An 18,936-nucleotide genomic window follows, 5' to 3' on the forward strand; every position below is an offset into this window, starting at 1 on the left:
CATCATGTATAGTTAGCGGTAGCCTGGTCCCGCTTTTACAATTTTTTCATCAACGTCATATTTTTCAAAGTTTTGTTGGAATTTATTAATTAAATCGTTGGCATATTCTTCGTAACGTCCTTTATCCGCCCACGTATTTTGCGGCACCAATAACTTACTATCGACGCCCGGCACCTCTATTGGAACATGCAGGTTTAGGCCTTCGATAAAGTGTGTATCTACGTGGGCCAGACTGCCTGACACGATAGCATCGATAATGGCACGGGTAGTAGGAATATCGAAACGGTTTCCAGTGCCATATGGCCCGCCGGTCCACCCCGTATTAACTAAAAATACCCTGGCATTGAAGTCTTTCACACGCTTGATCAACAAATCGGCGTATACACGTGCAGGACGGGGGAAAAATGGCGCGCCAAAACATGTGGAGAAGGTAGACTCTATATCCGCCGTCGAACCAATTTCTGTGGACCCTACTTTTGCAGTGTAACCACTTAGGAAATGGTACGCCGCGGCCTCTTCACTTAACACTGAAACGGGGGGCAATACGCCACTTACGTCGCAGGTCAAAAACACCACTGAGCGCGGCTCTCCGCCACGGTTTTCTTCTACACGCTTCTGAATATGCTCCAACGGATAAGCAGCACGTGAGTTTTGTGTAAGACGGGTATCTGTATAATCTGGGATGCGGGATTCATCTAAAATAACATTTTCTAAGATGGTGCCGAATTTAATCGCATCCCAAATAACAGGCTCGTTCTTTTGTGACAGGTCGATACATTTTGCATAGCACCCCCCTTCTATATTAAACACGCTGCCGGGTGCCCAACCATGCTCATCATCACCAATCAAGAAACGTTTTGGATCAGCTGATAAGGTGGTTTTACCTGTGCCAGATAAACCAAAGAACAAGGTCACATCGCCTTCCTCTCCCACATTGGCTGAACAGTGCATAGGCAGTACTTCTTCAGCAGGAAGCAGGAAGTTCTGGACGGAGAACATAGCTTTTTTCATTTCACCTGCGTAACGCATCCCAGCGATCAACACTTTGCGTTGCGCAAAGTTAATAATAACTGCGCCGTCACTATTAGTTCCATCACGCGCTGGTTCACAACTGAAACCCGGAACATTTAAAATTTGCCACTCAGGTTTGTCGTCAGGATTGTACTGCTCGGGCTCAATAAACAAGTTTTTAGCAAAAATATGTTGCCACGCCGTTTGCGTACGCACCTTTACCGGTAATGCATAACGGGCATCTGAGCCTACTTGTAAGTGCGATAAGAAATGTTCTTGCGCGCTGAGAAACGTATCGACTTTTTCCCACAACGCATCAAATTTTGCTGGGTCAAAAGGTTTATTAACTTTACCCCAGTCAATTTCTTTTTCTGTAGAAGGCTCTTTTACGATAAAACGATCGTTAGGTGAACGACCGGTGCGCGTACCGGTTTCTACCACAAGCGCACCATTCGAGGCCAATCTGCCCTCTTCTCGCTTTAGCGCTATCTCTACTAATTCCGAAGTATTTAAATCCGTATGGACTAATGCCGTTGTTGAACGACTTAAGTTGGCTGCCGCAGTCATTATTTTGAAATCCTATTTAAAACCCTACAAGCTTGGTTACCAAACAAACCAATTTAAGCAAGTGTATAGTAATAAACGGATTCGACAACCTATATAGGCTTGACTTGAGGAATAAATACTATAGATAGGTGTGAGCCAAAATACCTTTTTGCCGATTTTGGCTGGGCACCCCATAGTAAATTTATGATTTTAAATGATAAATAAAATGTATGTAGCGCTGAAAACTTTCAGAAGCGACCAAATTGGTCACTTCTAGATAGGTGCTATTGTCTGGCAGCAGATGATTCAAAATTACCAGCATGAATTGCTTCTATGTCAATGGCATCAAATTTATACTCCGCATGACAATATTGACAATTCATACTGACCGCCCCGTCCTCTGCGACAATGTCGAGAAGCTCAGATTTTTCGACGTTCAGTAAGGCTTGTGCGCTTCTCTCTTTCGAACAAGTGCATGCAAACTTAACTGGCTGTGGCGAAAACAGCTCTACTTTTTCCTGGTGGTACAAGCGGTACAAAATATCACTCACGGATAGATTGAACATCTCTTCTTCTGAAAGCGTTTCGCCCAGCTTTACCAAATGCTCAAATTCATTGTTTAACGCCATCACACTTTGCGAAGAATCCTGTGGTAATACTTGCAACAACATACCTGCAGCTCTTATGTTCTGGGGATCATGCATATCTGTCATAAGCATGATTTTGGTTGGCAGCTGTTCTGATTGGGCGAAGTAACTCTCTACGCATTCCCCTAATGTAGGCTTGTCCAATGCGACGACGCCTTGATAACGTTCCCCCTCTTCTGGAGTAATAGTGATCACTAATACCGCTTGGCTAAGCATTGCTTCAAGTTCATCAGGCAGCGAAGTCAGGCTTTGGTCCCACCGTGCCACCCCCCTCATGGTTTGTTCGTGGGTCGCGTTGATTACCGCATAATTTACCGGGCCATTACTTTGGATTTGCAGGCTTATTTCACCCTCGAATTTTAGAATCGCAGTAAGCATACTGGTTACTGCCGCCATCTCGCTCAACAGACGCTGGATTTGGACGGGATATTCCTGGCTGTGTACAATGTCTTTCAGACTGTCCTGTAAGCGCACGAGTTGTCCTCTGACATGGGCTCGGTCAATCAAAAAACGGTGAAGCTGATCAAAGTCACTCATAAATTGTTCCTGCTATCATCACTATTGATGTTTAAATTTAATTATCTGGCGGCGTTGTTTTTTATCGGGTTTACTTTCTGGCTTTGGACTGTGAAAGCTACTTAACTTCCTAGCTAACTGATTTTCTTCACGTCTAGCAAGGCTTTGCGCCGTTTCTTCGTACATTTGCTGCGCCAAAGGAGCACTTTGGCGCTTATCATTAATCTGCGTCACCATTACTTCTTTGACGTCCCATCCGGCGGGAATTTTAATTATCGCGCCTAGTTCAATAATTTTGCCTGGCTTAACCCGTTGCCCGTTGTAATGCACTTTTCCCGCCTGCACCATGTCTCGAGCAACCGCTCGCGTTTTAAAAAAGCGCGCTGCCCATAGCCATTTATCGATACGAACATTATCGTCCTGATTATCAACTTTACGGTTGTTCATGTAATAATTTTGTAACTCGTTCGTTTTAGTGTTGTGACCCTCACCCAGACTAGGCTATTATGGGTCGGCTTTTATGCAGTGAAACCTAATAATTATATTTCAAAAATAGTAGTTCCACATTTGGCAGCATGACATTCAGCAAATTTAACTCACAATCGCTGGTTCAGCTTTTTAACCAGCATCAAAAACAGTTGCACCTACTTTTAGTTGTGCTACTTAGCCTTTATTTGCTCGCATTTGCTGCCAGGCTAGTGTGGCAAATTATACCCGAACCTACCGTTTCTACTCCACCTGTTAATATAGCTAATACTTCACAAACTGCACGTGGCTCCAAACGTGGGGGCGATATAAGCCAAATACAACGGTTAAATCTTTTTGGTGAAGTAAGACAAGACGAGCAGCCCCCAGTTGAGCAAGTTACCGAAGCGCCTGAAACTCAGCTTAATCTAACGTTGACGGGGGTAGTAGCAAGTTCTTTGGTAGAAAGTGGTGCGGCAATTATTGAAAATCGTGGTACTCAAAACACCTATGGATTAGGTGAGAAAATTGAAGGTACTAACGCAACATTACACCAGGTATTTCATGACCGCGTTATTATTCGTAATGGTGCGCGACATGAAACATTAATGTTAGACGGGGTGGATTTCGCGCAAGCCCAGAAACGCACGTCTTCTCGCATGATTCCGAGTAACCGCCCCATACAAAGAGACGAAGAAGCTTCACGCCGCATCAGTGAAGAAGCGGCCGAATTGGCTGAAAGTTTACGTGACAAGCCAGCCAGTTTTACCGACTTCATTTCTATAACACCACAAACTCAGGATGGTCAGCTTATTGGTTATCAAGTGCGTCCTGGAAAATCACCTGAATTATTTGAAGCGGTTGGATTGAGTACCGGAGATGTTATTGTACAAATTAATGGTCTGGATCTTACCGATGCGCAACAATCCATGGAAGCTATGAATGAATTGCGTGAAGCGCAAGTTCTTGAATTAACAGTATCGCGTGAAGGGGATATGCATACCATTTATCTGGACCTTCCCTCCCCGAACTATGAATAAGAAATAGGACGATTGTAATATGAGGCGAGTTGGCCACAAATTGTTTTCAAAAATCAGCATGGCACTTTGCGCTGCCTTACTCAGTGCAGCGGCGAACGCCGCCGAATATATGCCTAATTTCAAAGACACCGATATTAACGAGTTCATCAACATCGTCGGTAAAAATTTGCAACGGACTATAATCGTCGACCCTAATGTGCGCGGAAAGATCAGCGTTCGCAGTTACGATATGCTGAACGAAGATCAGTATTATCAGTTTTTCTTGAATGTACTTCAGGTCTATGATTTTGCTGTGGTAGAAATGCCCAGCGGGATTTTAAAAGTGGTCAGAGCCAAGGATGCGAAAACCTCAAACATACCTGTCGTCGAAGGTATTAAAACCGATGGCGATGAGATGATTACGCGTGTTGTCCCGGTTTACAACGTACCTGTCCGCGAACTTGCCCCTATTTTACGTCAACTGAATGACCAAGCCGGCGGCGGTAACGTCGTCAGCCACGACCCATCTAACGTCATGATGCTAACTGGACGTGCGGCTGTAGTAAACCGACTGGTAGAAATTATTGAAAGGGTCGATCAAGCCGGTGATGAAGAAGTGGATATTATTAAGCTTCGCTTTGCGTCCGCTGGTGAAATGGTACGTATTATCGACAGCATCAACAAATCGCAGGGAAAAGCGGCCAATACGGGTGCAAAATCTGATCCGCGTGTAGTTGCAGATGATCGGACAAACTCGATTATCGTCAGTGGCGACGAAAAAGCCCGAAAGCGCATTGTTAATTTAGTTAAAAGAATGGATCAGGAATTACAAACCAACGGCAACACCCGGGTTATTTTCCTTAATTACGCTAAGGCAGAAGATCTAGTTAAAGTTTTGCAAGGTGTGTCCGCCAGTATCCAGGCAGAAGTTCAGGCAAGTGCTGCGCCAGCTAATCGCCGCTCCACGTCGGGCCGTGAAGTCAGTATCGATGCGCATGAATCGTCCAACTCTGTAGTGATAACCGCTGAGCCCGATATGATGCGCTCGTTGGAAGAAGTCATCCGCCAGTTAGATGTCCGCCGTGCACAGGTGCAAGTTGAAGCGATTATTGTCGAAGTATTTGAAGGGGACGGCACAACGTTGGGTGTTCAGTGGGTCTCTGAAGAGGGCGGGGGTACCCAGTTCACGAATGGGGTGGTTCCGGTAGGTTCCTTAGGAGTTGCACTGCGTCAGGCAGAAGACAGAACTGTAACTCGGACAATTGACACCGGTTTAGGCGATCCATATGAAACAACAGATACCATCGAAGGCGATCTTACCCCTTTAGCTAATTTATTAGGCGGCGCAAGCGGATTAATAGCGGGTGTTATTAAAGACGGGTGGGGTGCAGTGGTGCAAGCAGTCAGTAATGACACCAATTCAAACATATTGGCGACCCCGCACCTCACTACCATGGATAATGAAGAAGCGTTTTTCATTGTCGGCCAGGAAGTACCCATAATTACCGGAACCACAGCCGGCGATAATAATGCCAATCCATTTACCACCGTTGACCGCCAGGAAGTGGGGATCAAACTGAAGGTTACGCCGCAAATTAATGAAGGTGACGCTGTTCAACTACTTATCGAACAGGAAGTCTCGAGCGTCAGTGGTGCCACAGCGGTAGATATATCCATCAATAAACGTGAAATTAAAACGACAGTCATTGTGGATGATGGGGGTACTATTGTACTCGGTGGCCTGATCGATGAAGACGTTCAGGAGAGCGTATCGAAAGTTCCATTATTAGGCGATATCCCAATTCTTGGTCATTTGTTCAAAACAACTTCCACCAGTAAACGCAAACGTAATCTGATGGTATTCATCAAACCCACTATCGTGCGCGATGGGGTCACCATGAATGAAATCAGCCATCGCAAGTACAATTACATTCGTGCGCAGCAGTTGAAACGTCAACAAGAGGGCATTCCTTTGATGTATAACAAGAAAGGCCCTAGCATGCCTGAATGGAATGACGCATTGACGCTACCTCCTACATTTGAAGAATATCTATTGGAAAAAGAACGCCGCGAAGAGGATGACGATTAATCATGGCTGAGAACGAAGAGCTGCATGATGCATTAGTCGCGCAGGAAGAAGCATTGGAAGCCATGCCCGAAGAAGACATGGCGGAGAATGCTGATCATCGTCAGTTAAGTTTTAGCTTCGCCAAACGTAACCATGTATTGCTGGAAGAAAACGAAACACCGCCAATTCTTTATCATACACAGGAAACCCATCTTTCCGTATTTGCGGAAGTCCGCCGCTTTTTCGGTGTATCTTTTCGTTTAAAAGAAATTCCGGTGGATCAGTTCGAGCGTTTGCTTACCCAGGCCTTCCAGCGTGACTCCTCAGCCGCGAAACAATTAATGGAAGATTTGGGCAATGAATCGGATTTATTTGCGCTTGCCGATGAGCTGCCTGATACCGAAGATTTACTTGATAGCGAAGATGACGCGCCTATTATCAAACTGATAAATGCGATGCTAGGCGAAGCTATTAAGGAAGGCGCGTCAGATATTCACATTGAAACCTTCGAAAATCAGTTAATAGTGCGCTTTCGTGTAGATGGCGTGTTACGCGAGATTTTGCGCCCTAATCGCAAACTTTCTTCCATGTTAGTTTCGCGGATTAAAGTTATGGCAAAACTGGATATTGCCGAAAAACGTGTGCCTCAGGATGGTCGTATTACCTTGCGCATCGCTGGTCGCGCGGTAGACGTGCGCGTATCAACCATGCCCTCCAGCCACGGAGAGCGCGTAGTTCTGCGTTTATTAGATAAAAATAACGCACGCCTGAATTTAGAAGATTTAGGTATGACCAAACGCAATCGCGAATACTTTTCTGAGCTCATTCGTAAACCCCATGGAATCATTTTGGTCACGGGCCCTACAGGTTCGGGTAAAAGTACAACCTTATATGCGGGCTTAACGGAAATAAATTCAAAAGATCGCAATATATTAACAGTCGAAGATCCGATTGAGTTTGACCTACAAGGAATCGGACAAACGCAAGTTAACCCACGGGTAGATATGACTTTCGCCCGCGGCTTAAGGGCTATTCTACGGCAAGATCCTGATGTAGTAATGGTGGGTGAGATCCGGGATATCGAAACGGCACAAATTGCCGTTCAAGCCAGTTTGACCGGCCATTTGGTATTGTCTACTTTACATACCAACACCGCTGCGGGTGCCATTACCCGTTTAGAAGATATGGGTATAGAACCTTTTCTACTTTCTTCTAGTTTACTGGCCGTTTTATCCCAACGCTTAGTACGTACCCTATGTCCTGAATGCAAAATACCGCATTCTCCAACTCAGCAAGAAGCGGAAATTCTGGGCATCGCTGATTCGGCGGCACCACCTATCATTTACGGCCCGCACGGCTGTGCTGCATGTAATCAGACGGGCTATCGTGGCCGTACTGGTATTCATGAATTGTTACTGGTAGACGAAAAAATCAGAGAAATGATGCATGCTGGCCATGGCGAGCAGGCTATAGAAAAGCATATTCGTTCTTATACCCCCAGCATCAGAGAAGATGGCTGTCGTAAAGTTTTAGCAGGGACCACCGCACTGGAAGAAGTGTTGCGGGTTACACGGGAGGACTAGATGGCAGCATTTGCATATAAAGCGCTAAATGCTTCCGGCCGCAATGCCTCTGGCGTATTGGAAGGCGACAATGCCCGTCAAGTTAGACAACAATTACGCGAACAAGGTCTCATACCGCTTGAAGTCGAACAGGTTGCGGAACGCAGTAAAGGTGGCAAAACTTCTTTCACTTTATTTAAACCACGAGTATCAGCGTCTGAATTAGCGCTTATGACTCGACAGCTGGCTACGCTAGTTGAATCAGCTTTACCCATTGAAGAAGCTTTGTTAGCGGTGGCTGAACAAAGCGAAAAGCCCCGTCAGAAGAATATGATGATGGCAGTACGTAGTAAAGTTGTAGAAGGTCACGGTTTAGCAGATGCCCTGGCAGAGTTCCCGAGCGTTTTTGACGAGCTTTATCGCGCTATGGTGGCTGCTGGTGAAAAATCGGGGCACTTAGATACAGTTCTAAACCGCCTTGCAGATTACACCGAAAAGCGTCAGCAAACGCGCAGTCAAATTGTGCAAGCGATGATATACCCTTCATTAATGATGTTTTTCGCCCTGGCGATTGTGATTTTGCTATTAACCGTGGTTGTGCCAAAAATCGTCGGTCAGTTCGACAATATGGGCCAGGAACTTCCTACCATCACGCAGGTATTGATATCTATCAGTACCTTTGTACAGGATTACGGTTTATTTATGTTCGCTATCATAGTTGTGCTGGCAATAATAGTTAGACAAGTACTTCAACAGCCAGCAATGACACTACGCTATCACAAATTTATCCTAAAGCTCCCTCTTATCGGTAAGGTCTCCAAAGGCCTTAATACGGCTCGATTTGCCCGAACATTAAGTATACTTTCCGCTAGCGCGGTCCCCTTACTAGAAGCTATGCGCATTTCCAGTGACGTGTTGGAAAATCAGCATATCAAAAATGAAGTGTCAGCAGCGGCCATCAACGTAAAAGAAGGCAGTAGCTTAAGAGCCGCCTTGGATAAAACAAAAATGTTTCCGCCCATGATGATGCACATGATAGCGTCAGGGGAGAAATCAGGCGATTTACAACAAATGCTCGCTCGCGCGGCAGACAATCAAGACAGGGAATTTGAGTCGCTGATAAGTGTCTCACTTAAAGTATTTGAGCCTTTGCTCATTGTCAGTATGGCCGGGATTGTTCTCTTCATCGTGCTGGCTATTCTGCAACCAATTTTAGCATTAAATAATATGGTGAATATGTAATGAAAGCATTAAGACACAACTCGGGCTTCAGTTTGATAGAAGTGATGGTGGTATTATTAATTATCGGCATTATGGCTGCTATGGTTGCGCCCCAGATATTGGGTAACCAGGAAGAAGCCCAGTTAAAGAAAGCGGCGGTAGATATACAGCAACTGGAAAGCGCATTGGAAATGTACAAACTACGTAACAACGTGTTTCCCACTACTGAACAAGGCTTAGATGCGCTGGTGACGGCCCCCACCATTGACCCTATTCCGCGTAATTACCCAGCTGACGGTTTCATTCGCCGCTTACCCGATGATCCGTGGGGCAATCCCTACACCCTTATCAGCCCTGGAGAGCTTGGTAGAATAGATATTTTTTCTAATGGTCCCGACCAGGAACCTGGTACAGATGATGATATCGGCAACTGGAATATTAACGAATACCTGAACTAGGTTTTAGTTATATGCGGTTAGCCCAATACGTAAAGAGTGCGTTACCGAAACAGCGTGGTTTCACGCTGCTTGAAGTCTTGCTGGTACTGTTATTGATAGGACTGGCCAGTGGTTATGTGGTTTTTAACGTGTTCGGTACCAGTGAAGCTGATCGGCTAAAGCAAGAAGCTGCGCGCTTACAAGTTCTCATCGATATGGCCAGCGATTACGCCGTTTTAAATCAACAGGAGCTGGGTCTGCGTATAGAAGAAAAAGATAACTTTTACCAGTTTATGTTGCTCGATGAAGAAGATCGCTGGCAACCGATTGAAGAAGAGGAAATTTACCATAAGCGTGAACTTCCACAGCCTTTCACATTTGACCTCAATCTAGACGATTTACCGTGGCAAGATGATGATCGCTTATTTGATCGCGAATTGTTTGACGAAGAACTAAGCGTTTCTGATGAGGGGGTTGAAATAGGCAATGAAGAAAACAAACCCTTACCGCCCCCGCAAGTATTGATTATGTCCAGTGGAGACGTTACTCCGTTCACGCTGACGTTTAATTACGAACCAGAACTCGGCATCGACTCCCCCTCTTACTTTGTTCTTGTAAACGAAGACATTCCCCCACTACGCTTAGATGGGCCGTTGGAGAGCCTTGATGTTCAGTAATAACCAGCGCGGTATGACATTGCTGGAAGTGATGGTGGCATTGCTTATTTTTGCTCTCACGGGTACCGCAGTGATGAAAGCTGCCTCAGACCATCTGTTCAGTGTAGGGCAAATTGAAGAAATAACCTTTGCCACCTGGGTTGCTAATAACCGTTTAAATGCACTACAACGAGAAACTACCTGGCCACCTAAAAATAATTTAAAAGGTCAGCAAGAGATGTCTGATCGCATCTGGTATTGGCAACAAAAAGTGATTAAAACCAGCGACAAAGATTTGCGTGCCATTGAAGTGAGCGTCAGCTTAGACGAGAACTATACCAACAGCCTCACAACAGTCACCGCCTATGTGGCGAAGCCTTCACAAGATGACTAATATGCGCGTTAACGGCCACACAGGTTTTACCCTAATCGAAATATTAATTGCGATGGCGATATTTTCTGTGATTGGTTTGGCAGCCACCGGCATATTGACGACTGTCATTGATAGCAATGCAGTATCAGAAGAACGTTTTGCAAAGTTGCAACGTCTGCAACGCACTATGCTGACCATGGAACGGGATATTCAGCAGGCAGTGGCGAAACCTACCCGCATTGCCGGAGAAATCAATGAAGTGGTAATGCGCGGAGGCGAGTTGGATGGTAGCGAAGCTGACGCAATAGGATTTGTGCGTAGTGGACGCCACAACCCAAGAAATATGCTTCCTCGCAGCACGTTACAATATGTTGGCTATCGCCTAGTTGAGGGTAAACTTGAGCGCCTCTACTCCAATTATGTAGACAATGTCGTCGGTTACGAACCGAAAGTGCGGGTAATGTTAGAAGATGTAAATGACTTTCGTGTTTTTTTCATTCCAGCCGAACAAGATAATGACAATGATGAGGAAAGTGATTGGAAAGAAAGTTATACCTCTACCACATTACCGCTAGCTGTGGCTTTTGAAATTGAGAGTAAAGATTTTGGTAAAATCCGTCGCGAATTCACCTTGGGTAGCAAGTCATGAACAACTCGCTATCAAACCAGCGCGGTGTTGCATTAATCATTGTCCTAATGGTGGTAGCGCTGGTATCTGTGCTGGCCACGGATATGGCGACGCGACTACAGCTTCAAGTCCAAAGGGCGATAAATATTAAAGATAATAATCAAGCCTACTGGTATGCCATTGGTGCAGAGGAGTTTGCGCGGAAATCTATTGACTTACTGATGGAAGAAAATCGCGACAAAATTGCGCTTGACCAACCGTGGACGCAGGAATTTATGTATCCAGTAGACGGCGGCACCATTAGTGCAACACTGGAAGACATGCAAAGCTGTTTTAATTTAAATGCGATCCTTGCTACGGGTAATAACAACGCTAATAACAATACCAATGCTAATACAGTCAACAATAGCCCTGACAACAAGAATAAAGCTAAGAATAAAAATAAGAACAACCCTAGATCCAACCGTAACGCAGGCATAAACGAAGTCACCCCTGCAATGGATGCGTTTCACCGGTTGCTTCTGTCCAGTGAGCTAGACATTACTAACTTTGTCGCCGATACAGTGCGCGACAGTTTAGCCGACTGGCTGGATGAAGATGATCGGATGCGACCGTATGGCGCAGAAGACAGCGAATATGAATCACGTGAGTTTCCATACCTTGCCGCAAATGGTTTAATGTATTCACAATCAGAATTACGCTTGATTCACGGTGTAGAAGTAGCCTGGCTGAATGAAATCTTGCCCTACGTTTGCGTAATACCGGGCGTGACTGAGCTCAAAATAAACGTGAATACAATTACTGAGGAGCGTGCGCCGGTATTGGCTGGGTTAACCGGGCTATCGCTACAGCAGGCCAAAAATTTAATTGCCTCCAGACCCCAAGAGGGATGGGACGATGTGAGTGATTTTAATAGTGAACCTGACATTGCGGCATTATCGTTAACTGTCGAACAACAAGCTTGGTTTACGGTTTCAACCGAATATTTTATTTTACACACCAAGACCCGCTACAATAAAGCGACATTCAAACTCACATCAGTGTTTCACGCACCTGAAGGTGAGAAGGTACGCGTGATCAGACGCGAGTTTGGAGAAATTAATTAATGGAACAATTATTATTACGACTGGGTTCCTCTGCTACTGAACCAGTAAGCTGGCTGGTATGGTCCAGCAGCGAAAATGAAGTTATCGCATCAGGTGAGTTAGCTGATGCTACACAGCTTTCCTCTTTATCTGAACGCGCCGGCGACAGACCCGTGGTAGCATTGGTCGCTAGCTGCAATATTGCACTGAAATGGGTAACCTTACCGCCGCGTGCGGGGCGCAAGGTACTCGCCGCCATTCCGTTTATGCTTGAGGAAGAACTCGCGCAGGATATCAGTAAACAGTTTTTCGCCCTGGGACCAAAATCAGGTGACCAACAAGCGGTTGCAATAGTATCTAGAGATTTACTCGAAGCGTGGCTAACCTGGCTAAATGAAGCAGGATTGAATTGCGAGACTATCATTCCCGATGTCCTTGCCGTGCCTTATTTCAGCGAAGGATGGTCCGTTCTAAATTTAGGAAATGATGTTATTATCCGACAGGATGAATGGTGTGGTTTGCAAGGCGAAGCAGACTGGACTCTGCCTGCCGTCGCGCACTACAGCCAACAGCAAAAATCGCCGCTATCAATCAAGAATTACTCTCAATATTCTCTCCATGAGTTACCAAATACTGAAGTAGCAAGTGAGACAGTTGAACTACCCATGCTCACGCTGGCCAAGACCGCCAGTGAAGTGTCCTTCAATTTGCTGCAAGGCGATTATAAGGTAAAACGCCAAAATCATTCTGCCTGGAAGCAATGGCGGGTGGCGGCGGTTCTAGCTGTGTTGGTACTCACCGCCAGTGGCGTAGAAAAAGGCGTTAAACTGGCGCAGCTTAAACAGCAAAACACAGAGCTAGCTAAACAGATTGATGATACCGTCAAACAAGGCTTTCCCAATATTGGCGTGTATCGCGATGTTAGACGTAAAGTGCAAGCAGAAATGGCGAAGCTGGAAGCTGGCTCGGGTAATTCCTCAATGCTAGCAATGCTAGGACAGCTGGGGACCGCGTTTACGCAGTCTCAGGTAAAACCCCAGACCTTACGATTCGATGCAAATCGCGCTGAAATTCGAATGCAGGCGGCAGGAAAAAACTTCGAAGCATTGGAACAATTTAAGAAACACGCAGAACAAGCTGGCTTTGAGGTTGAGAGTGGCGCCATCAATAACCGCGGTGATGAGTTCGTTGGCACTATCGCAATACGAGGTGAGTCATGAATATCATATTAGATAAATATCGGGCCTTAACCGAGCGTGAACAAATGCTAGTCGCGATAAGTGGTGTGGTTATGGTTATTGCCATCCTATATTGGGGTATCTTCGCACCACTTAACACGGGTATAGAACGGGAACAAACGCGCTTAAGCAGCCAGCAAAAGCTACTTGAATGGGTAAGTGAACGTGCTAACCGCGCACAGCAATTGCGTCAGGCAGCAGGCTCAGGAAATCAATTCAGAGGGTCGTTACCGCAAGCAGTAAACAGTACAACTAACCGCTTTAAGATTGCTATCAGTCGTATGCAGCCACAAGGTGAAGAACTACAAGTGTGGGTGGACCAGGCCCCCTTCAATGATGTTTTGAGTTGGTTACAAGCAATGGAAAGCATGGGGATTGTTATTCTTAATGCCGACATTGCTGAAGCTGATGCCTCAGGACAAATTAAAATCAGACGGTTACAGTTAGGAAAAGCATGAAGTCTACGCTTTCATTAATTTTTACAGGCATTATTTTTTTCGTTATTTGCATGATTGCTTATTTACCCGCCGCACAAGTAGTCAATCGCCTCGAACTTCCGGCGGATATTATTATTTCAGGTGTGAGCGGCACTATTTGGGAAGGCAAAGCCCAACAGATAATTGTACAGGGTCTGCCTGTGAAAGATGTACAATGGGAGATATCTGCGTGGTCATTGTTGCTTGGCCGCATACACGCTGACGTAGTGGCAGGAAACATGCGTGATGCAGATGAAATCGCATTTAAAGGCCCAATAAATATTAGCTTACTTGATCTCAAAAACATCAATTCACATGATGCCTCACTTTATTTTCCAGTTGATAGGGTGTTGGCTGAAGTTCGGTTACCCTTGCCCGTGAATGCAGGGGGCCGCTTTCGGGTTTTAGTGGACGAATTAAGCTTTGCACCACACTGCGAACAGCTTAATGCCAGTGGTGACTGGTTAAATGCCACCGTGTCGGGTACCCAAGGCCCAATAGATTTTGGCGAATACAATGCGAAGCTGACGTGTGAAGGACGGGGCATCAGTATTAAAGTGAATGAACCTAATAAGCTTGGGCTATCCATGCACGCCATATTCAATGAAAAATTCGATTTAATTAGCGTGACAGGTCAATTTAAACCTCAGCCCTCGCTTCCGGCGGAAGTCAGTCAGGCGGCCTTATTATTCGGCCTACCTGACGCTGACGGGTACACGCGATTTAAGCTCTAGTTTGCTATCATCAACGTTTTGACGTTTACGAATTCACGCATACCAAAGCCACCGTGCTCGCGACCATATCCGCTGTCTTTAACGCCACCAAATGGTAAATTCGGCTGTGCAAGTGCATAGCCATTTATGTTGATCATTCCTGTATCGAACTCATCACGGGCCAGACGTATGGCTTCGTCTCTGTCTGCGGTAAATATTCCGCCGCCGAGTCCATAGCGAGAATCATTGGCTATTCTCATCGCATCCTTAGTGTCTTTTGCTTTAATAAGCGAGGCCACTGGGCCAAATAATTCATCGTCATAAGCTGGCATACCTTCCGTTACACTCTCCAGCACTGTGACTGGATAATACCAACCTTTCTGATCGGGTACTTCTCCCCCCAGGATGCACTTAGCGCCTTCTTTTATAGATTTTTGGACTTGCTTGTGAAGTTCGTCACGTAAGTCTTCTCTTGCCATTGGGCCAATGTCAGTATCATCTCTGGTGGGGTCACCCATCTTCAGTTTTTTGCAAGCAGCAAGAAACGCATCGCGGAATTCATCAAACACTTCTTCGACTATAACAAAGCGCTTCGCTGCCACGCAGGTTTCGCCATTGTTGATAATGCGTCCCTGCACACACGCTTCCACCGCTGTATCGATGTCTGCATCCGCTAATACGATGAATGCATCATTACTGCCAAGCTCCATTACCGATTTTTTGGCTTGCGAGCCAGCCTTTTCGGCAACTGATTTTCCAACCTCATCACTGCCCGTAAATGAAACCCCACGTATAGACTGGTGCGTGATCAATTTACTAGCAGTTTCACCGTCTATTAACAGCGATTGATACACATTTTTCGGAAAACCTGCATCTTCATAAAGTTGTTGTACTGCCTGCGCCATACCAAATACATTGCCGGCATGTTTCAACACTGTCACATTACCTGCCATAATGGTTGAGGCACTGTAACGGATAACCTGATAGAGAGGAAAGTTCCACGGCTGGATACCTAAAATCACGCCAATAGGTTGATAAGATATGATCGCGGTGCCTTCTTCATATACGCGATTTTCATCGGCTAACACTTCTTCAGCATGGTCTGCAGTATAGCGACAAATTTTCGCGCACAACGCCACCTCCTGTTTCCCTTGGGCCAGAACCTTCCCCATTTCACTGGTCATCAGCTTAGTTAGCTCATCAGAACGCGCTTCAATTAGATCAGCGAGTGAATGAAACAATTTAGCTCTGTCGGCGAACGATGTTTTACGCCAATCCTGATAACTGGTGTGAGCATTATCAACAGCATTTAACGCTTCTTTTTCAGAAAGTAAGGTGTATTTGTTTAACGTTTCTTCTGTAGCAGGATTAATTGTCTCTACTGGGTTGGACATAGCTGTCTCCGACTATTATTAATGAGTCAACGACGCATGCAAGTTAGAAACCACACTAAACCCTGTCCCTCTATCTAGCTGTATTTCATATAGATACTTGAGTTTATTAAACTTATTTAACTTATCGACATGGTTAAGATCGGTAAATCCTGTGCACTTGCCAGTAAAAATTTTAGGTTACTACTGGTAGGCAAAGCGGCTTTCATGTTGAAATTTACTCATGGCGAGTATTATGGCTGTTTCATACACACTTTGCCGGGTGGCCAGGTTATTGGTCAACAAACCAATTGCGCCCCCTTTCTGTTTCACATTTGACGTACCGAACAGTGAATCCATAACTTCACCTAATTCCTGCCCGGTTTCCAAGGCTTTATAAATTTGTGGAGGTAACGGCAAGTTAGCGCTGCGCCCTATAGACCATTTACGTTGATGCCAAATCGCAATATAGGCAAATGTGCATGGGCCGTCCGAGAATTTATCCACGCCGCCTTCAATGGCTATGACCCAGTGTTTATCATCCACTGTCCATTGTTCATCTTGTAAAATGGCATTAACCCGATTAACCGCTCCTTGTCGGGTTTCAGCCTCGGACATAGGTTGTCGATTCACACCTGAAGGTGCGTTTATTCCTTCAGCCACAAGGAGTTCACTGCTGAAAACTTTCATGAGCGCGTGTTTTGCCGCCGCGACCTTTATTGGATTGCGAGAGCCAACAAGTAACTTAATCACGACGTGTATTTTTCTACTGGATACTGGCGAATTTCTGCCACCACTGTGCGATAGTCAGAAATACTTGGAAATGCGTCGATTTCCCGCTCTGGTTGCTGCCTATCTGGGTTTCGCACGGCTAGAAGGTGCCCAATACCAAATTGTTTTGCTGCCTCTAGAATAACCAGGCTATCATCCACAAACAACGTGCGCTTAGGGTCAAACTGTAGGTGCGCCTGTAATCTCTGCCAAAGGGTTTGCGACTCTTTGGTGACACTAAATTCATGGGTGGAAATTAACGTATCTATATGAGAATCGAGTTTGGTATGTTCCACTTTTAGCGACAAACCGTCCGGATGAGCATTTGTTACCAATACCACTTCTCTGCCGGTTTCACGAAGCGCATCCAAAAAGGGAATAGTGTCTTCGCGCATGGCAATAAGATGCTCGACTTCCCGTTTGGCTGACATAATATCCATCTGCAGTACTTCGGCCCAATAATCAAGACAATACCATTCGATTTTCCCCTGCACTCTAGCATAATGTGCCAGCATATCGGCGCGACATTGCTCAACCGGTTTTTGCGTGAGCTCTGCGACCTTTTTTGGTAGATGTTCGATCCAAAAGTGGGTGTCAAAGTGTAGATCTAATAATGTTCCGTCCATATCTAGTAAAACGGTATCAATTTTGTCCCAGGGCAGAAATGGCAAGCGAAATTCCTTAAAATGCAGTAACCTTAACCTGTAGTACTATAATAACGAAAGTTGTATCTGATAGCATGAGTAAAATTGATCCTTCCAAACCATTACCATTAGTTCACCATCGCGAAATTGTTGCGCAGAGTCGACTGTTTAAAGTGGAAAGATTGGATCTGGAATTCTCCAATGGCGCCACTCGTCAATTCGAACGCATGGCTGGCAGTGGGCGCGGCGCTGTAATGATAGTGCCTATGCTGGATGCCGACACCATGTTGCTTATTCGTGAATATGCGGCGGGCACCCATTCCTATCAGTTAGGTTTCCCTAAAGGGTTAATAGACGCCGGAGAAACGCCCCTACAGGCAGCTAACAGGGAGCTTCAGGAAGAAGCCGGGTACGCAGCAAAGTCACTTCACCTGATTCATGCGGTAAGCATGGCGCCAACTTTTTTTAATGCCACTATGCATATTGTCGTGGCACAGGATTTATACCCACAACGGTTAGAAGGCGATGAGCCCGAACCGCTGGAAGTAGTCAACTGGTCATTGGACGACAGTGACGGTTTACTTGCCCGTCCTGACTTTGTCGAGGCTCGCTGTGTAGCAGCCTTATTCCTTGCTCAGAAGTGGCTAAAGGAGCAGTAAATTATGCATCAAGACTCCCTTAATGACTTACTGGATTTGGCCAAAGAGGCTGCCGTAGAAGCGGGGCAGGCAATCTTATCGGTATACGATAACGGCGCATTCGAAAGTTACACCAAAGATGATGATTCCCCGGTCACCAGTGCAGACTATCTGGCTAATGATATCATCACCAAAAAACTGACAGAAAAAACGCCCCACGTGCCGATACTTTCTGAAGAAAATAAACACGCGGCATTAGAGGACCGACAATCTTGGTCCCGCTATTGGCTCATCGATCCCATTGATGGTACGCAAGAATTTATTGCTCGCAGTGGTGATTTTGCGGTGAATATAGCGCTGGTTGAAGATAATGAGCCGGTTATTGGCGTGATATTCTGGCCGACCGGACAAACCCTTTACTATGCCACCAAAGGCCAGGGTGCATTCAAACAATGTCCTGATGAACACAAACAAATTAGCGTGCGTAAACTGGACGATCCGGATAAAGGCGTCGTAATGATTGCTATTAGCCGCCGCCAGTCACGTGATAAAATATTTAAACGTTTAAGCGGTAAACGCGTTTATCAAACTCTACCGCTGGGCAGTTGTTCATTAAAATCCTGCTTTATAGCTGAAGGTAAAGCAGATGTATTTATGCGTCTAGGTATTACAGGTGAATGGGATACTGGCGCCTCACAGTGCATTGTCACTGAGGCAGGCGGCAAAATCCTGGCGGCCGATTTTGAGCCATTAACCTACAATCAAACGCACTCGCTGAATAACCCAGACTTTGTAGTAATGGGAGATCAGCGAGTACAGTGGAAAGACATCGTTCAGTACGAAAAGGAATAA

At 45.6% G+C, this 18,936-nt stretch carries 20 protein-coding genes; 14 read left to right on the forward strand and 6 right to left on the reverse strand.

What is annotated here, in order from left to right:
* Nucleotides 1-12: 12 nt before the first annotated feature.
* From OPS28_RS15825 to hslR, 3 genes are all read right to left on the reverse strand, one after another.
* A complete protein-coding gene (locus OPS28_RS15825; RefSeq protein WP_265610433.1) occupies nt 13-1,578 on the reverse strand; it encodes a phosphoenolpyruvate carboxykinase in 1,566 nt (521 codons plus the stop codon).
* Between the two features lie 263 nt (nt 1,579-1,841).
* Nucleotides 1,842-2,741: an Hsp33 family molecular chaperone HslO gene (gene hslO, locus OPS28_RS15830; protein ID WP_265610434.1), complete on the reverse strand. Its 900-nt coding sequence runs from the start codon at nt 2,739-2,741 to the stop codon at nt 1,842-1,844.
* Between the two features lie 21 nt (nt 2,742-2,762).
* Nucleotides 2,763-3,167 carry a ribosome-associated heat shock protein Hsp15 gene (gene hslR / locus OPS28_RS15835; protein ID WP_265610435.1) on the reverse strand — a complete coding sequence of 135 codons (405 nt, stop codon included), beginning with the start codon at nt 3,165-3,167 and terminating at the stop codon, nt 2,763-2,765.
* Between the two features lie 128 nt (nt 3,168-3,295).
* On the opposite strand from hslR, the gene gspC reads away from it, so the two are divergent.
* From gspC to OPS28_RS15895, 12 genes are read left to right on the forward strand one after another with little or no spacing between them, the layout of a single operon-like run.
* On the forward strand, nt 3,296-4,225 hold the full coding sequence (gspC, locus tag OPS28_RS15840) for a type II secretion system protein GspC (protein WP_265610436.1): 930 nt from the start codon (nt 3,296-3,298) through the stop codon (nt 4,223-4,225).
* 58 nt (nt 4,226-4,283) lie between these two features.
* A complete protein-coding gene (gene gspD, locus OPS28_RS15845; RefSeq protein ID WP_265610644.1) occupies nt 4,284-6,293 on the forward strand; it encodes a type II secretion system secretin GspD in 2,010 nt (669 codons plus the stop codon).
* 2 nt (nt 6,294-6,295) lie between these two features.
* A complete protein-coding gene (gspE, locus tag OPS28_RS15850) occupies nt 6,296-7,855 on the forward strand; it encodes a type II secretion system ATPase GspE (protein ID WP_269468723.1) in 1,560 nt (519 codons plus the stop codon).
* On the forward strand, nt 7,856-9,076 hold the full coding sequence (gene gspF, locus OPS28_RS15855; protein ID WP_265610437.1) for a type II secretion system inner membrane protein GspF: 1,221 nt from the start codon (nt 7,856-7,858) through the stop codon (nt 9,074-9,076).
* A complete protein-coding gene (gene gspG, locus OPS28_RS15860) occupies nt 9,076-9,513 on the forward strand; it encodes a type II secretion system major pseudopilin GspG (RefSeq protein WP_265610438.1) in 438 nt (145 codons plus the stop codon). Before gspF ends, gspG begins: the two co-directional genes overlap by 1 nt.
* 11 nt (nt 9,514-9,524) lie before the next feature.
* Complete coding sequence (gene gspH / locus OPS28_RS15865; RefSeq protein WP_265610439.1) at nt 9,525-10,169, forward strand: type II secretion system minor pseudopilin GspH; 645 nt, start codon at nt 9,525-9,527, stop codon at nt 10,167-10,169.
* Entirely contained in the window at nt 10,159-10,542 is a 384-nt protein-coding gene (gspI, locus tag OPS28_RS15870; protein ID WP_265610440.1) for a type II secretion system minor pseudopilin GspI, read from the forward strand. The genes gspH and gspI overlap by 11 nt, the downstream gene beginning before the upstream one ends.
* Entirely contained in the window at nt 10,535-11,170 is a 636-nt protein-coding gene (gene gspJ / locus OPS28_RS15875; protein WP_265610441.1) for a type II secretion system minor pseudopilin GspJ, read from the forward strand. Before gspI ends, gspJ begins: the two co-directional genes overlap by 8 nt.
* Nucleotides 11,167-12,255: a type II secretion system minor pseudopilin GspK gene (gene gspK / locus OPS28_RS15880; RefSeq protein WP_265610442.1), complete on the forward strand. Its 1,089-nt coding sequence runs from the start codon at nt 11,167-11,169 to the stop codon at nt 12,253-12,255. Before gspJ ends, gspK begins: the two co-directional genes overlap by 4 nt.
* Complete coding sequence (gspL, locus tag OPS28_RS15885; protein ID WP_265610443.1) at nt 12,255-13,454, forward strand: type II secretion system protein GspL; 1,200 nt, start codon at nt 12,255-12,257, stop codon at nt 13,452-13,454. The genes gspK and gspL overlap by 1 nt, the downstream gene beginning before the upstream one ends.
* Complete coding sequence (locus OPS28_RS15890; RefSeq protein WP_265610444.1) at nt 13,451-13,930, forward strand: type II secretion system protein M; 480 nt, start codon at nt 13,451-13,453, stop codon at nt 13,928-13,930. Before gspL ends, OPS28_RS15890 begins: the two co-directional genes overlap by 4 nt.
* Nucleotides 13,927-14,682: a type II secretion system protein N gene (locus OPS28_RS15895; protein ID WP_265610445.1), complete on the forward strand. Its 756-nt coding sequence runs from the start codon at nt 13,927-13,929 to the stop codon at nt 14,680-14,682. Before OPS28_RS15890 ends, OPS28_RS15895 begins: the two co-directional genes overlap by 4 nt.
* Here OPS28_RS15895 and OPS28_RS15900 read toward each other — a convergent pair.
* From OPS28_RS15900 to yrfG, 3 genes are all read right to left on the reverse strand, one after another.
* Nucleotides 14,679-16,055 (reverse strand): NAD-dependent succinate-semialdehyde dehydrogenase, encoded by a 1,377-nt coding sequence (locus OPS28_RS15900; RefSeq protein WP_265610446.1) that lies wholly within the window; start codon nt 16,053-16,055, stop codon nt 14,679-14,681. The two genes, OPS28_RS15895 and OPS28_RS15900, sit on opposite strands and share 4 nt — an antisense overlap.
* A 180-nt stretch (nt 16,056-16,235) precedes the next feature.
* Complete coding sequence (gene yjjX / locus OPS28_RS15905; protein ID WP_265610447.1) at nt 16,236-16,784, reverse strand: inosine/xanthosine triphosphatase; 549 nt, start codon at nt 16,782-16,784, stop codon at nt 16,236-16,238.
* Complete coding sequence (yrfG, locus tag OPS28_RS15910) at nt 16,781-17,473, reverse strand: GMP/IMP nucleotidase (protein ID WP_265610448.1); 693 nt, start codon at nt 17,471-17,473, stop codon at nt 16,781-16,783. Before yrfG ends, yjjX begins: the two co-directional genes overlap by 4 nt.
* Before the next feature lie 68 nt (nt 17,474-17,541).
* Here yrfG and nudE point away from each other — a divergent pair, with 68 nt between their 5' ends.
* Together nudE and cysQ are read left to right on the forward strand one after the other, a co-directional pair.
* Nucleotides 17,542-18,105, forward strand: coding sequence for an ADP compounds hydrolase NudE (gene nudE, locus OPS28_RS15915; RefSeq protein ID WP_265610449.1), 564 nt, complete (start codon nt 17,542-17,544; stop codon nt 18,103-18,105).
* A 3-nt stretch (nt 18,106-18,108) separates the two neighbouring features.
* On the forward strand, nt 18,109-18,936 hold the full coding sequence (cysQ, locus tag OPS28_RS15920) for a 3'(2'),5'-bisphosphate nucleotidase CysQ (protein WP_265610450.1): 828 nt from the start codon (nt 18,109-18,111) through the stop codon (nt 18,934-18,936).

This window comes from Alteromonas sp. ASW11-130 (assembly GCF_026183735.1).
GTDB lineage: Bacteria > Pseudomonadota > Gammaproteobacteria > Enterobacterales > Alteromonadaceae > Alteromonas.

Bases quoted from the DNA above. Each gene is read 5' to 3' on its own strand.
- OPS28_RS15825 (WP_265610433.1), bottom strand. From the start codon at position 1,578: ATGACTGCGGCAGCCAACTTAAGTCGTTCAACAACGGCATTAGTCCAT.
- hslO (WP_265610434.1), bottom strand. From the start codon at position 2,741: ATGAGTGACTTTGATCAGCTTCACCGTTTTTTGATTGACCGAGCCCAT.
- hslR (WP_265610435.1), bottom strand. From the start codon at position 3,167: ATGAACAACCGTAAAGTTGATAATCAGGACGATAATGTTCGTATCGAT.
- gspC (WP_265610436.1), top strand. From the start codon at position 3,296: ATGACATTCAGCAAATTTAACTCACAATCGCTGGTTCAGCTTTTTAAC.
- gspD (WP_265610644.1), top strand. From the start codon at position 4,284: ATGGCACTTTGCGCTGCCTTACTCAGTGCAGCGGCGAACGCCGCCGAA.
- gspE (WP_269468723.1), top strand. From the start codon at position 6,296: ATGGCTGAGAACGAAGAGCTGCATGATGCATTAGTCGCGCAGGAAGAA.
- gspF (WP_265610437.1), top strand. From the start codon at position 7,856: ATGGCAGCATTTGCATATAAAGCGCTAAATGCTTCCGGCCGCAATGCC.
- gspG (WP_265610438.1), top strand. From the start codon at position 9,076: ATGAAAGCATTAAGACACAACTCGGGCTTCAGTTTGATAGAAGTGATG.
- gspH (WP_265610439.1), top strand. From the start codon at position 9,525: ATGCGGTTAGCCCAATACGTAAAGAGTGCGTTACCGAAACAGCGTGGT.
- gspI (WP_265610440.1), top strand. From the start codon at position 10,159: ATGTTCAGTAATAACCAGCGCGGTATGACATTGCTGGAAGTGATGGTG.
- gspJ (WP_265610441.1), top strand. From the start codon at position 10,535: ATGACTAATATGCGCGTTAACGGCCACACAGGTTTTACCCTAATCGAA.
- gspK (WP_265610442.1), top strand. From the start codon at position 11,167: ATGAACAACTCGCTATCAAACCAGCGCGGTGTTGCATTAATCATTGTC.
- gspL (WP_265610443.1), top strand. From the start codon at position 12,255: ATGGAACAATTATTATTACGACTGGGTTCCTCTGCTACTGAACCAGTA.
- OPS28_RS15890 (WP_265610444.1), top strand. From the start codon at position 13,451: ATGAATATCATATTAGATAAATATCGGGCCTTAACCGAGCGTGAACAA.
- OPS28_RS15895 (WP_265610445.1), top strand. From the start codon at position 13,927: ATGAAGTCTACGCTTTCATTAATTTTTACAGGCATTATTTTTTTCGTT.
- OPS28_RS15900 (WP_265610446.1), bottom strand. From the start codon at position 16,055: ATGTCCAACCCAGTAGAGACAATTAATCCTGCTACAGAAGAAACGTTA.
- nudE (WP_265610449.1), top strand. From the start codon at position 17,542: ATGAGTAAAATTGATCCTTCCAAACCATTACCATTAGTTCACCATCGC.
- cysQ (WP_265610450.1), top strand. From the start codon at position 18,109: ATGCATCAAGACTCCCTTAATGACTTACTGGATTTGGCCAAAGAGGCT.